This is a genomic window from Chitinophaga filiformis, assembly GCF_900102545.1.
Taxonomy (GTDB): domain Bacteria; phylum Bacteroidota; class Bacteroidia; order Chitinophagales; family Chitinophagaceae; genus Chitinophaga; species Chitinophaga filiformis.
The window spans coordinates 1-15,200 of record NZ_FNBN01000005.1; the positions used below are offsets into that span (position 1 = coordinate 1).

Here is a 15,200-nt window from a genome sequence, read left to right on the forward strand (position 1 = left end):
CGGCAATGAGGTTATTATCTGTAATCATGCATCATAATAGTAGCCGCGATTGTTTGGCAATTAAAGCAGCGGCAATGAGGTTATTATCTGTAATCCTGCATCATAACAGTAGCCGCGATCGTACGGCAATTAAAAAAGCGGCAGTGCTGTTATTGTCTGCAATCATGCATCATAGCAGTAACCGCAATGGTGTAATCATTAAAGCCGTCACACTGATCCTACTATTGCTTCTTTACAAAAACAGTAGCGCACAGCAGTCGGAGCCCGATCTGAATGCGGTAACAGAAAGTCAGTTGGAAACATATAACGCCAGTACGGATAATATACCGGAAGACGACGGTCACTGGCAACAGTTACAGGGATATGCACGCCGTAAGATTGACCTGAATACCGCAGATGCAAGCGTACTGCAATCACTGGGATTGTTATCTCCAATACAGATCCGCCAGTTCCTGGCATACCGTCAGCAAATGGGTAAGCTGGTCAGCATCTATGAATTGCAGGCCATACCAGGCTGGGATGAACAACTGATCCGCAGTGTGCTGCCTTATGTACGTGCAGGCAATGATCTGGAGCCACAGTATACCCTGAAAGACTATCTGAAAAGGGGAGATCATATTCTGTTGTTCAGGTATGGCCGGCAACTGGAAAACAGCAGAGGATACCAGCATACAGACAGTACACCTGCACACTACCTTGGTAGTCCCGACAAGCTGTTGTTACGCTACCGGTACAATTTCCCCCGGTATATGAGCTGGGGAGTTGTCATGGAGAAAGATGCGGGAGAAGTTTTTTTCAAAGAAAACCGAAGTGTTGACTTCTACAGTGTACACTTATTTGTGAAAAAATATAAATGGATCCGGGCGCTGGCCCTGGGCGACTTTACCGTGAACATGGGGCAGGGATTGCTGAACTGGCAATCCCTGGCATTCGGAAAAGGCGCTGCTGTTATGCAGGTAAAAAGGGAAGGAGAGCTGTTAAAGCCATATGCCTCAGCGGGAGAATACAACTTTTACCGCGGTGCAGGCATCACCCTGTCACATGGAAAATGGGAGGGCACTGCTTTTATATCCTCCAGGATGCTCGATGGGAGTATTACTACGAACAGCGGCTATCACCGGTCTTTGTCTGAACTGGCTAAGCGGCACACACTGGCACAATTTACTACAGGCGGCAACCTGACAATAACAGGCCGCGACTGGAAACTTGGATTGAATATGATACAACATCAATTCTCACAACCAGTGGAAAAAGGTGCTGCTCCTTACCAGCTTTTTGCGTTTGAAGGGAGAACACTGACAGGCGTAAGCGCAGACTATGAAGTAAGCTGGAATGGCCTGCATCTCTTTGGGGAAGGGGCGATGAGTGGCAATGGAAAAACAGCCTGGATCAGCGGACTGCTGGCCAGCGTCACTGCAAATGTGGATATGGTGCTGCTTTACCGCAATTACAACAAAGCTTACCAGTCGCTGTATGCCGATGCCTGGGGCGAGTTTTACAAGCCTGTCAATGAAAATGGTATTTATACAGGTATCAGTCTGAAAGTAAATACGCATCTGAAAATAGACGCCTATGCAGATCAGTTCCGCTTTCCCTGGTTGCAATACCGTTCATCGGCACCAGGCGGGGGAAGGGATGTACTGGCAGCACTGACCTATACGCCCGACAAACAGACGGAAGTCTTTCTCAGGTACAACTATACTGTTAAACAACAGGATGGAAAAGAGAATGTATCCTTTTTGTCGCCATCGGTACAGGTAGCGCATCAAAGCTGGCGCCTGCAGGTAAAACTGGCAGCGAAAGGAAGCGTGACGGTAAAAAACAGGATAGAGTTAAGCCGGCGCCGGGAAGATGGAAGGGAACAATGCGGTTTCCTGCTCTTCCAGGAAATGCTTTACCAGCATGCCCGCTGGCCGCTGCAATTATATGTGCGTTATACCCTGTTTACCGCGGGAGAGGGAGAGAGCATGTACACCATCACCTCAGGTATGTTGTATGAGTATGGTGTTTCCCGCCTGTCAGGGAAGGGAAGGCAATACCAGTGCCGCATACGCTGGAAATTTAAGAAAGGACTGACATGCTGGATACGCTATCAGCAAACGGTGTATGAGCGGGTCACCAGCATCGGAAACGGTTGGGATGAAGTAGCAGGTAATAGAATAGGTGTCCTGCATTGTCAATTGCAATACTTATTCTAGGAGACGAAATCAATGTTAAATTTTATTCGATAGAAAGCTGTAAAATATAGATGTACATATACTATTTTTTTTCTCTCTTAAAAAAAGGTTAAATTTTTCTTGGTGCGAAGAGAAAAAAATCTCTAAATTGTGGGTCTCAACCAAAATCTAAATCGTAATATGAAAGAGGTCGGAATCTCTTTGTCCTGTCTTACTGCAAGATATACAACAATGTCAACCTGTGCTCGACGGTATCCTATTTCCGTTGGTAAGATGGAGAAGCTCTTTTCCGCGCCGCAAACAACCATCCAGGTTCTTGCCGCCTTCATCCCGGATGGTTATTTCAACAACATTTTTTTTAGTAAACATAAAGTGGTTTTTGCAAGTTAGGGGCTTGTATTGGTTGAGCTATGCCAATTGATTACAGGCCTTGGGACTGATTATTTTTTTTATTGTCAATTAAATCTAAATCGTTTATGAAGAAAAGAGCATTACTCTTTCTCAACGTGCTTATGGTGAGCGCTACGCTGACGTATGCTCAACAACGTCAGGTTTCGGGGAAAGTCACCGGAGCAGATGGGTTACCTATACCATTCGCCACAATTCAAGTCAAAGGGACAAATACCGGAACCACTTCAGACCAGGATGGAAATTTCAAACTGAATGTAAATGGCAGCAATGCAGTGCTGATTGTTAGAAGTGTGGGCTATGTAGCGCAGGATATTGCTGTAGGTGGAAATGCAAGCCTGACTATATCACTAAAAAATGACGATCAGAACCTTCAGGAGGTTGTAGTAACCGCTCTGAACGTAAAAAGAAATAAAAACGAACTTCCTTATTCAGCGCAGATAGTAGCCGCAGAAGAGCTGAACAGGACCAGAGATGCGAACGTGGTAACTTCCCTGTCCGGTAAAGTATCCGGTCTGGAAATCCGCAAAAACAATACCCTGGGTGGTTCTACCAATATCGTACTACGTGGCGCCAAATCACTGACTGGTAACAACCAGGCATTATTCGTTGTGGATGGTGTGCCCGTGGATAACTCAAACACCAACAGTAAAGACCAGCGTACCGGTCGTGTAGGTTATGACTACGGTAACGCTGCTGCGGATATCAACCCTGATGATATCGCATCTGTGAGCGTACTGAAAGGTGCAGCTGCTACTGCGTTGTACGGTTCACGTGCTGCTAACGGTGTTGTGATGATCACTACAAAGAAAGGTAACCGTGGTCTGAACGTTACTGTGAACAGCGGCGTTAACATCGGTAAAGTAGATAAGAGCACTTTCGTTAAATATCAGAAAGACTATGGTGCTGGTTATGGCGACTACTGGTCTGAAGAAGATATCGACGGCGATGGCACTGTAGACAAGATCGTGAATACCGTAGATGACGCTTCTTACGGTCCTAAATTCGATCCAAACCTGCTGGTGTATCATTGGGATTCCTTCTATGAGGGTTCTCCAAACTACGGTAAGAAAAGGCCCTATGTGGCAGCAGCAAATGATGCTACCAAATTCTTCAAAACTGCAATCGGTACCAACAACAGTGCTGTGATCGATGGTAGCAGCGATAAGGGTAACTTCAAGCTGGGATACACCAAGAGCGTTGACCAGGGTATTATGCCTAACAGCCGCATTGGTAAAGACCTGATCAACTTTAGCTCTGCTTACAACCTGACTTCCAAACTGACTGCCAGTGCATCAGTAAATACTTCCCTGATCAAAGGCCAGGGCCGTTACGGTACTGGTTATGATTCCAAAAACCTGATGACTAACTTCAGGCAGTGGTGGGAAACCAACATTGACGTGAAAGATCAGGAAGCTGCTTACAAAAAGGAGATGAAGAACATCACCTGGAACCAGCAGTACCCTGGTAGCCTTGCTCCGGCTTATTGGGATAACCCATACTGGACAAGATACGAGAACTATGAGAACGATCATCGTACACGTAACTTCGGTAACATCGCATTGAACTACAATGTGACCGACTGGTTGAATGTACTGGGCCGTGTATCACTGGATACTTATAATGAAATGCAGGAAGAAAGGATCGCTGTAGGTTCAATCGATGTGTCTCAGTACCAGAGATATGAACATACTTTCAGCGAGTATAACTACGACCTGATGCTGAATTTCAATAAGAATATCTCTGAGAATCTGACTTTCAAAGGTATTCTCGGTGGTAACGTGAGAAGAACGAAGAACAACTCCATCCTTTCTAAAACAAATGGTGGCTTGCTGATTCCTCGTCTGTATGCACTGCTGAACACTGCAAACCCAATGGAAGCACCAACTGAGATCGCTACACTTGAAGAAGTAGACGGTATCTTCGGTTCTGCTAACCTGGGTTACAAGGAATTATTATTCCTGGATCTCTCTTTGAGAAGAGACCAGTCTTCTACCTTGCCTAAAGGTAATAACAGCTATTACTATCCTGCAGCTTCATTAGGTTTTGTATTCTCAAAACTGATGCCTCAGGCTACATGGCTGTCAAACGGTAAAGTAAGGGTGAACTACGCTCAGGTAGGTAACTCCGCTCCCGCATTATACACCAAAAATTACTATCAGGTGTTAACAGGTATCGACGGCAATCCGCTGGCATCTGTTGACGGTACCAAATACAATCCAAACCTGAAGTCAGAGCGTACGAAGAGCTTTGAAGCAGGTCTGGAAATGTCCTTCCTGCAGAACCGCCTGGGTTTTGATGCGACCTACTACAGACTGAACACTGTAGACCAGATCGTGCCACTGCCGGTATCTACTGCTACTGGTTTCGACTACAAAGTGATCAACGCTGGTGATATCCAGAACCAGGGTATTGAGTTGTCAGTTTTCGGTACGCCGGTAAGAACCAAAGACTTCTCCTGGAATGTTAATGTGAACTGGTCCCGCAACCGTAACAAGGTTAAATCTTTACCTGGCATCAGCACACTGCAGCTCGCAAGCTTCCCTGGTAACATCACCATCAATGCTTCTGTAGGTCAGCCTTACGGTACTATCATTGGTACAGACTACGTATACAATGAAAAAGGTCAAAAGCTGGTTGAAGATGGATACTATCAGATTTCTCCTACTTCCAACAACATCATCGGTAACGCAAATCCTGACTGGATCGGCGGTATCACCAACACACTGAAATATAAAGATGTATCCCTGAGCTTCCTGGTTGATGTACGTCATGGTGGAGACCTCTTCTCCCTGGATATGTACTATGGCCTGGCAACTGGTATACTGCCTGAAACAGTTGGTAAAAACGACCTGGGTAACGAGTCAAGAGCTCCTCTGACAAACGATAGCAAGTCCGGTGGTATCATCGTACCTGGTGTAACTGCTGATGGTAAACCTAACACTACAAGGATCGCAAACGAATACGGAACATACGGTTACGTATCTAATCCTGATAAAGCATTCGTATACGATGCAAGCTATGTGAAACTGCGTGAGGTATCATTGACCTATTCACTGCCTGCATCTATCACCAAACGTATGGCGCCTTTCAAAGGTATCGACTTCTCCCTGATCGGTAGAAACCTCTGGATCATCCACAAGAACCTGCCTTATGCAGATCCTGATGATGCTATCAGCTCCGGTAACTACCAGGGTTATATCGGTGGTAGCTATCCTTCTACAAGAACTTTTGGTGCTAACGTAAGATTCAGATTCTAGTAGGTAGTAGGTGAATTAAACTCAAAAAAAGTAAAATGAAAAAGATATTCTTATACGCATCACTCTCTATAGCAGGTATGGTTTCGACAGTATCCTGCACCAAAGACCTCACTTCACTTAACAATGATGTGAAAAAACCAGAGGTAGTAGCTGCTTCTGCACTGTATGCGAGTGCAACCAAAGAACTGGCTGATCTGTTGACCAGTACAAGTGTGAATCTGAACGTTTACAGATTGATCGTACAACAGTGGACAGAGAACACCTACCTGGATGAATCCAACTACAACCTGATCAAAAGGAGTATTCCTGACGCGGTGTGGAGTGCACTCTATACAGATGTACTGAAAGATCTGAAGGAAGCAAGGAAAGTAGTGGAAGGCGATGCATCTATCAGCGCTGCTACTAAAAAGAATCAGCTGGCGCAGATCGAGATCATGTCAATTTTCGCTACATCAGTTGCAGTAAATACATTTGGCAATATACCTTACAGCAAAGCGCTGGATGATGAAAACCTGTTCCCGGTATACGAAGATGGTCTGACTATCTACAACGACCTGCTGACCCGCCTCGATGCTGCGCTGACATCTTTCGATGCAAGTGCAGAAGGATTTGGTGGAGCTAATATGCTGTTTCCTGGTGATGAGATCAACAGCTGGATTAAATTCGGCAACTCCCTGAAGTTCAGATTAGGTATGACCCTGGTAGACGTAGCGCCTGACAAGGCAGCAGCAGCTGTTACCGCGGCAGAGCCTAAGGCATTCAACACCATGGGTGAATACGCAAGATTCCCATATTCAACCGTTCCGCCAAACACTAACCCACTGTGGGAAGATCTGGTACAGAGCGGCCGTCATGACTTTAACGCTACTACGCTGATGATCGATCAGCTGAAGGCCCTGAACGATCCAAGGATCGGTCAGTTCTTCACTACCGTTGGAGGTCAGTTTGTAGGATTGAAATATGGCACTAAAGGTTCCTACGTTGCTTACTCTCATCCGGGCGATAAACTGGAAAGGAAAGATCTGCCAGGCGTATTTATCGATTATTCCGAAATAGAGTTCTTACGTGCGGAAGCTATCGAAAGAGGCCTGATCACAGGTGTTGCTGCAGAACACTACAACAACGCTGTCACTAACTCTATCGTTTTCTGGGGTGGTACAGTAGCTGAAGCAACCACTTACCTGGCTCAGCCTTCTGTTGCCTATGCAACAGCAACCGGTACTTACAAACAGAAGATCGGTTTACAGAAATGGCTTGCACTGTACAATCGCGGTTTTGATGCGTGGGTAGAAGCAAGAAGGCTGGATTATCCGGTATTCGTACCTGGTCCTACTGCCAGAAGTGCATGGCCTGTACGCTTCACTTATCCGGTTTCCGAACAGAATCTGAACAAAGCTAATTACGATAAAGCGGCTAAAGATCTGGGTGGTGACGGTGATAAAGTAACTACTAAGATCTTCTGGGATAAATAATATCAATATCCGGGAAGATACTTAAAATAGTAACTGCATAAGATTTAGAATTGAAAACAAAAGTCCTCCTCAATTACGTTGAGGAGGACCTTTTTTGTTAATCCACTGAACCCTACCCCCGCATTTTTGTTAATACAGGAGAACCCATTGTAAATCAATCAACAGAAACCGTAAGATTGGATTTTAACTAAACGCAAAATTCGTATAACGAGAAACCCGGTTTACTCCTCAGGCATTGTTTTATTCACGCACCCTCTCCGGTGTATAAAATAAATCTGAACCGTTATGTTAAAACATTTACTGTGCTTGTTAATTCTTACTTGTTTAATGACAGGGCTTTACGCGCAACAACGTGAAGTGACTGGTAAGGTGACTGGAACCGATGGGGTGCCTGTACCTTATGCCACTGTGCAGATTAAAGGCACCAACAAGGGTACCACTGCCGACCAGAATGGTAATTTCCGTTTAGTGGTAGAAGGCAATAACCCCATCCTTCAGGTCAGAAGTGTGGGTTTTACGCTTAAAGAAATTCCTGTGGGCTCAGGCACCACTTTTGACGTTACGCTGACACAGGACAACAAAAATCTGCAGGAAGTCGTAGTCACTGGTATCGGTATCAAACGTGAGAAAAAAGCGTTGGGATATGCCGTGCAGGACGTAAAAGGCGATGATCTTGTAAGGGCCAGCCAGGGTGACGCACTCAGGGCCCTGTCAGGAAAAGTGGCCGGCATGCAGGTAGTTGGTTCCGGAGGTACTCCAGGGGCCTCTACCTTTATCAAACTCAGGGGTACAAACTCCCTGACCGGTAATAACCAGCCACTCTTCGTCATTGATGGTATTCCGGTAGATAATTCACAGAACTACTCCGGCGACCCTGCCGATGCAGACAACAATCTGCTGCAGGGGGCTACCAACACAAACCGTGGTGCGGATATCAACCCGGATGATATTGAAAGTATTTCAGTACTGAAAGGTCCCGCCGCCGCCGCGCTTTATGGTATTGACGCTGCCAACGGCGCCATTATCATTACTACTAAAAAAGGTAAAGCTGGTAAGGTTGCTGTAGATTTCAGTACCGGTATATCCTTCGATGTGGTGAACAGGTTACCAAAGATCCAGAAACAATTTGCGAAAGGATCGGGAGGTGTACTGGCGCCATTCACGTCTTCTAACCGTTATTCCTGGGGACCTAACGTAGATACCCTCTTCTGGACAGGTACTCCCAACGAATATGACTTCCATGGGAATGTCGTAGGTGCTTCAGACCCTAATGCCAATATCAAGTTCGTTCCTTACGATAATACCAAAGATTTCTGGAAAACAGCAGTTACTTATAATAACAGCTTGTCTTTCACCGGAGGAACCGAGGCGGCCACTTACCGCATGTCTGTTTCCCACAATTACCAGAATTCCATTGTGCCGCTACAGTACCAGCAACGCACTGCTATTGCATTAGCCGGCCAGTTGAAAATTTCTGAAAAGATCAGGACATCCGCTAACCTCAATTTCAATGTCACCAACGGTAGTATGCCACAAAATGGTAGTAACCTGTCTGGTATCATGCTGGGCTTAACCAGGACGCCTGTATCTTTTGATAACTCTAACGGTGGACTGGCTGCAGACGATCCCCGCACGTATCTGTTCTCTAATGGGTTACAGCGTTCTTACCGTAATGGTATATACGACAACCCTTACTGGACGATCAATAAAACGCCGTACACTACTGCTGTGAACCGTATTATTGGAAGTCTGCAGGTGGACTATGATTTTATCAAAGACTTCACACTGACCTATCGTATTGGTACTGACGTATACAGTGATAACCGTCACCAGTACTACGAAATACAATCCGGCGCCTACAATGGTGGTCGTTTGTTCGATGACAGATACACCTATAAAAGTGTGAACTCAGATGCGATCGTGACCTATAACAAACAAGTCTCCAAAGATTTCAGGTTAAACCTCAGGGTAGGTAACAACTTGTACTCCCGCAAATTGGATGAGCTGTATGTACAGGGTGACGGTCTGACCTCTCCGGGATATGACAACATCAGTAATGCCACCGTACAGAAATCATACAACTATGTCACACCTTACAGGAGGATATCGCTGTATTTTGATGCGAACTTCGATTTCCAGTCAATGTTGTTCCTGGAAGTGACCGGGCGTAATGACTGGTCATCTACGCTGCCTCCCGGTAGTAACAGCTTCTTCTATCCCTCAGCCAGCTTAGGTTTTGTATTTACAGAACTCGGCGCCCTGAAAGGAGGGAAGGTACTTAGCTTTGGTAAGCTCAGGTTATCAGTTGCCCAGGTGGGTAAAGACCCTGGTGCTTTTGTGACTAAATCCTTCTCCGTGCCTACTACTTATCCGGATGGTTATACCACAGGTATCTCCTTCCCGTATGACGGAAAAGGTAGTTTCTCACTGGACAACGTGTTGGGTAACCCTAACCTGAAGCCTGAAAAGACGCTTTCCTACGAAGCCGGTTTACAATTACAGTTCTTCGACAACCGTTTTGGAATTGATGCGACCGGTTATCATACCAAAGGAACAGACCTGTTAGTAAGAGCCCCGATAGCAGGGTCTGCCGGATACCAATATGTAAATCTGAATGCTGCTGCTATCAGGAACAATGGTCTGGAAATTACCCTGAGCGCCAAACCGATCGTTGGCAAAGCCTTTACCTGGGATATGTTTGTGAACTACAGCATGAACCGTAGTAAGGTACTGGCACTGGCGCCCGGCATTAACCAGGTAACCGTGAACGGTTTTACAGGTACAGTGGTAGCACACCTGCCGAATGAGCCCGCCGGTATTATCTACGCTTATGGTTGGCAAAGAGACTCTCAGGGCCGTATTGTCGTGAGCGATAATGCGGACGACTTTGGTTATCCCGTTGTATCTACCGTGCAGAAAAGGGTAGGGAACCCTAATCCGGTATTCCTGATGGGTATCGGTAACACTTTCAGCTACAAAGGATTCTCATTATATACCCTGGTAGACTGGAAACACAAGGGTGATCTGTGGAATGGTACCCGGGGATCCCTGCAGGCCATCGGTACTTCCTATTATACAATAAACAGGGGCGAACAGCATGTATTCCCGGGTGTAATGGGACACCTGAACGATGCAGGCGAGGTAGTGCATAATGAAGGTGGAGCTGAGAAACCAGGTGGTGGTGCGGTAAATACAACTTCAGTACCGCTGGATGAAGCCTGGTACCTCGGCAATGGTGGCGGTTTTGGTGCACAGACAGAAACATTTATTGATGATGCTTCTTTTGTGAAATTGCGTGAGGTGACTTTATCTTATGATTTTCCGACAGACAAATTCAAGAACTCAAGGTTTGTCAAAGGCGTTACTGTTACCGGATTTGCCCGTAACATCATCATATGGACACCGTATAAGGGTATAGACCCGGAAACCAGCCTGACGGGAGCTACCAATGCACAGGGTATTGACTACTTCAATATACCTGGTACCTCCAGCTACGGCCTGAACTTTAAGTTTAAATTCTAACCCTTTAAAACGAATGACCATGTTACGGATTACTAAATATATACTGCCGCTGTTACTCCTGTTAGCCATCTCGCAGGGATGCAGAAAAGACTATTTCTATAACGGTATCAATGATGACCCCTCTCAGCTGAAGAATCCAACAGCAACGGCGCTGCTGCCGGGAACGATCCTGCAGAGCGCTTATACCTGGGGTGGGGATGCCTCCCGCTTCCCGTCTATCTTTATGCAACAGGTAACAGGAGCCGCCAACCAGTCAGCCAGTGCTGATTTGTATAACATCACGCCAGACGATGTGGACAATATGTGGTACGCCGGCTTTTATGGCGCTATTATGACGAATATTGATACATTAATATCTATTGCTACTGCCGCCGGACAAAAGCACTATGCTGCAGTGGGCAAGATCCTGATGGCGAATGATCTTGGACAGGTGACTGATTTCTGGGGAGATGTACCTTATACAGAAGCCTTTAAGGGGCTGGGCAATACGCAGCCGAAATATGATAATCAGCAGGCTATTTATGCCGATTTGCACCGGCTGCTCGACGAGGCGATTGCTGATCTTGAGGCGGATGATGGATCTCCCTTCCAGCCCGGTTCCAACGACGACCTGCTGTTTGAAGGTGATCTGGAAAAATGGGTGAGATTTGCCCATTCACTGAAGGCCAAGTTCTACCTGCATACTATTAAGGTTGATAATACCGCACTAGCCAAAGCGCTGGCGGAAGCTGATAAGGGTTTTGAGACCGGGGAAGCTGCCTTTGTTAAATTTGTAGGTAGCAGCGCCACCACTACCCAGGCGCCCTGGTACCAGTTCAATACCCAGCGCGCAGATATTATATTCACCGGGCACCTGAATGATATCATGGATGCTGCCGGCGATCCACGGTATGACGTGTATTTTGACCCTTCAGATCCAAGTTCACTGGGCCCATTGTACGGCTCTCCCAATTCTCCGGTTTACTTCATGTCTTACGATGAACTGAAATTCATAGAAGCAGAGCTGCAATTCCGGAATGGTGATATGACCGCAGCAGCCGCAGCCTATAATGAGGCGGTAAGGGCTAACCTGGTCAGGACCATCAACGATGCTACCTATCTGACTGAAGTAGACAGGACAGCTGCTAATATTACGCTCAACGATATCATGACGCAGAAATACATAGCCCTGTTCCTCAGTCCTGAAGTATGGACAGACTGGCGCAGAACGGGTTTACCGGCGCTGACAGCTACTCCGGGTAATGTACTGGGAGGCCAGTTGCCAAGATCACTGTTCTACCCCAGCAGTGAGATACGCTACAATACCAATACGCCCGCCAATACAAGGCTCACACGCCGCGTCTGGTGGGATGCGCAATAAACCATATTACTTCCTTGTACCGACGTTTGAAAAAGAGACCTTTCATTTTAAGGTCTCTTTTTTACATTTGTACCGCAAAAGCAAAATAATATGGAAAATCAGCAGGAAGAACAGAATCAGCTTAATATTGAGTTGAGCGAGGAAATAGCGGAAGGTGTATACGCCAACCTGGCTATTATCACCCATTCCAACGCAGAATTTGTAGTGGATTTTGTAAATGTGATGCCCGGATTGCCAAAGGCAAAGGTAAAATCCCGCATCATACTGACTCCTCAGCATGCCAAGCGTTTCATGAGAGCCCTGGTAGACAATATCAAGAAATATGAATCTGTGCATGGAGCTATTCAGGACCAGGACCCTGTTTCCCTGCCCATGAACTTTGGCGGACCTACTGCACAGGCATAATTGTTCGTTCTGAGAAACGCTGAATGGAAACCATACCGGAAACAGGATTTAAGCAACAAATGAGTCAAACATTCTCCTATCCCCATCTGCGGGAATTTACCAGGGAAGTATTTATAAAAATGGGGTGTCCTCCTCAGGATGCTGACACTGCCAGTGAAGTATTGTTATCTGCGGATCTGCGGGGGATAGACTCCCACGGTGTAGCCCGCCTCACCGGTTATGTACGCCTGTGGGAAGCCGGCAGGATCAATGCCACACCTAATGTACGTGTAGTACATGAAACACCCAGTACGGCCGTTGTAGACGGCGATGCCGGTCTGGGACTGGTAGTCGCTCCCTTTGCCATGAAAGTGGCTATTGAGAAGGCTGCAGCTGTAGGCAGCGGCTGGGTAAGCGTTAAGAACTCCAATCACTTTGGAATAGCAGGTCAGCATGCCATGATGGCCCTGGAAAGAGATATGATCGGGATGGCCATGACAAATGCCAGTCCCCTGGTGGCTCCGACTTTCGCTACCGAGCGTATGCTGGGCACCAATCCCATTGCAGTAGCCATACCTGCCAAAGAACAGCCGCCTTTCGTGGCCGACTTTGCAACTACCACGGCTGCCAATGGTAAGCTGGAGATCCTGCAGCGGAAAAGCGAAGAAGCGCCTACCGGCTGGATCCAGGACAAAGACGGTCATTCCAGCACCAACCCGCATGAACTGAAATCCGGAGGAGCATTGTTGCCACTGGGTGGCGATCGTGACCACGGCAGTCATAAGGGATATTGCCTGGGAGCCATCGTGGATATCTTCTCCGCAGTACTCTCCGGCGCTAATTACGGTCCATGGGCACCGCCTTTCGTGAGCTTCCTGCCACTGGCACCCGATCCGGTAGGAGAGGGCCTGGGACATTTCCTGGGAGCCATGCGGGTAGATGCCTTCCGTCCGGCAGATGAGTTCAGGGAGCATATGGATAAATGGATCACCCGCTTCCGCGAGGCGAAGCCTGTAGCGGGAGAACAGGTGCTGATACCAGGCGATCCTGAACGGGAAATGGAGAAGGAGAGAAGAACTGCGGGCATTCCTTTACTGGATCCTGTGGTGAAAGATCTGCAGGAAGTAGCAGGAAAATTTAAATTGGATTTTTAAAGTCGCTTTAAACACACGAACTTGCGGCTTTTTAAGCTCAATATCTTGTAGCGTCAAACATATAACAATTCAACAGTAATGAAGATCTTAAAATTTGGTGGTACGTCTGTAGGTAAACCAGAACGTATGCATGCCGTGGCCAGTCTGGTGACTGCTGATAATGCTCCTAAAATAGTAGTGTTATCTGCATTATCCGGTACTACCAATGCGTTGGTAGAAATCGGGCAATCCCTTTCAGAGGGCAAAAAGGAACAGGCAAAAGGCCAGATAGACAAGCTGGAAGCACATTACAGAACTTTTTGCGAGGCCCTGGTCAAGCAGGACGGACCACGTGCTAAAGCCGCTGCTGTTGTTGACGAACATTTCGAGTTCCTGAACATCATTCTTAAGATATCTTTTAACGAGGCCCTGAACAAGGATATACTGGCACAAGGTGAACTGCTGTCCACCCGCCTGTTCAGCATATACCTGGAAGAAGCCGGTGTAGACGCAGTATTACTGCCAGCGCTGGATTTCATGAGCATCGATGAATACGAAGAGCCTGAGATCCCCAAGATCAAGATCAAGCTGGGTAACCTGCTGGAAAAGAACAAGGGTAAAACCATCTTCGTGACCCAGGGTTACATCTGCCGTAATGCGAAAGGTGAAATAGATAACCTGAAACGTGGTGGTAGCGACTATTCTGCTTCCCTGATCGGCGCTGCCATCCAGGCAAGTGAAGTACAGATCTGGACAGATATCGACGGTATGCACAACAACGATCCGAGGGTAGTAAAGAAAACCTTCCCGATCGAGCAGCTGTCTTTCGATGAAGCAGCGGAACTGGCCTACTTCGGCGCCAAGATCCTGCATCCTGCGTCTATCTGGCCTGCACAGCACTTCAACATCCCGGTGAAACTGCTGAACACCATGCAGCCGGAAGCAAAAGGTACTATCATCACTGAACTGCCTAGCGGGGACGGTGTAAAAGCAATCGCTGCCAAAGACGGTATCATCGCTATCAAGATCAAATCCAGCCGCATGCTGCTGGCTTACGGTTTCCTCCGTAAGATCTTCGAAGTGTTTGAGAAATACCGTACACCTATCGATATGATCACTACTTCTGAAGTAGCGGTATCACTGACAATAGAGAATACGCCTAACCTGGACCAGCTGCTGAAAGAATTACAGCCTTTCGGTTCTGTAGAACTGGATCATCACCAGACCATCGTTTCTATTGTAGGTAATGAGGTAGCTGCTACACCTTCCATCCTGAAGAAACTGTTTGATGCGCTGAATGAAGTACCACTGCGTATGATCTCCTACGGAGGTAGCCGTCATAATATTTCTATCCTGATAGGTGGTCAGCATAAAGAGAAAACATTACAGCTGCTGAACAAAGGTTTGTTCAACCTGGAATAGGCGCTGGTAAAGTATAGAATAAATGAAAAGAGGCTGCTCAATTTGAGCAGCCTCTTTTCATT

At 46.8% G+C, this 15,200-nt stretch carries 9 protein-coding genes; 8 read left to right on the forward strand and 1 reads right to left on the reverse strand.

The annotated features are described in order from the left end of the window. The first annotated feature begins 74 nt into the window (after positions 1 to 74). On the forward strand, positions 75 to 2,198 hold the full coding sequence (locus tag BLR32_RS20225; protein ID WP_176842363.1) for a ComEA family DNA-binding protein: 2,124 nt from the start codon (positions 75 to 77) through the stop codon (positions 2,196 to 2,198). 213 nt (positions 2,199 to 2,411) lie between these two features. Here the strand turns inward: BLR32_RS20225 and BLR32_RS34495 are convergent, their stop codons facing one another. Then, complete coding sequence (locus BLR32_RS34495) at positions 2,412 to 2,546, reverse strand: hypothetical protein (protein ID WP_262487426.1); 135 nt, start codon at positions 2,544 to 2,546, stop codon at positions 2,412 to 2,414. Between the two features lie 107 nt (positions 2,547 to 2,653). On the opposite strand from BLR32_RS34495, the gene BLR32_RS20230 reads away from it, so the two are divergent. The 7 genes from BLR32_RS20230 (at position 2,654) to BLR32_RS20260 (ending at position 15,138) form a co-directional block, all read left to right on the forward strand. Further along, positions 2,654 to 5,845 carry a SusC/RagA family TonB-linked outer membrane protein gene (locus BLR32_RS20230; protein ID WP_089834678.1) on the forward strand — a complete coding sequence of 1,064 codons (3,192 nt, stop codon included), beginning with the start codon at positions 2,654 to 2,656 and terminating at the stop codon, positions 5,843 to 5,845. A 35-nt stretch (positions 5,846 to 5,880) separates the two neighbouring features. Further along, positions 5,881 to 7,317 (forward strand): SusD/RagB family nutrient-binding outer membrane lipoprotein, encoded by a 1,437-nt coding sequence (locus tag BLR32_RS20235; protein ID WP_089834679.1) that lies wholly within the window; start codon positions 5,881 to 5,883, stop codon positions 7,315 to 7,317. A 327-nt stretch (positions 7,318 to 7,644) separates the two neighbouring features. Beyond that, complete coding sequence (locus BLR32_RS20240) at positions 7,645 to 10,839, forward strand: SusC/RagA family TonB-linked outer membrane protein (RefSeq protein WP_176842364.1); 3,195 nt, start codon at positions 7,645 to 7,647, stop codon at positions 10,837 to 10,839. Positions 10,840 to 10,858: 19 nt separating this feature from the next. After that, on the forward strand, positions 10,859 to 12,199 hold the full coding sequence (locus BLR32_RS20245) for a SusD/RagB family nutrient-binding outer membrane lipoprotein (protein WP_176842365.1): 1,341 nt from the start codon (positions 10,859 to 10,861) through the stop codon (positions 12,197 to 12,199). Between the two features lie 90 nt (positions 12,200 to 12,289). Continuing rightward, positions 12,290 to 12,604, forward strand: coding sequence for a DUF3467 domain-containing protein (locus tag BLR32_RS20250; protein WP_089834682.1), 315 nt, complete (start codon positions 12,290 to 12,292; stop codon positions 12,602 to 12,604). Positions 12,605 to 12,663: 59 nt separating this feature from the next. Further along, the gene (locus tag BLR32_RS20255) at positions 12,664 to 13,737 is read left to right on the forward strand and encodes an Ldh family oxidoreductase (RefSeq protein WP_089835067.1); all 1,074 of its coding nucleotides are present in this window, start codon (positions 12,664 to 12,666) and stop codon (positions 13,735 to 13,737) included. 78 nt (positions 13,738 to 13,815) lie between these two features. Next, positions 13,816 to 15,138, forward strand: coding sequence for an aspartate kinase (locus BLR32_RS20260; protein ID WP_089834683.1), 1,323 nt, complete (start codon positions 13,816 to 13,818; stop codon positions 15,136 to 15,138). Positions 15,139 to 15,200: the final 62 nt, after the last annotated feature.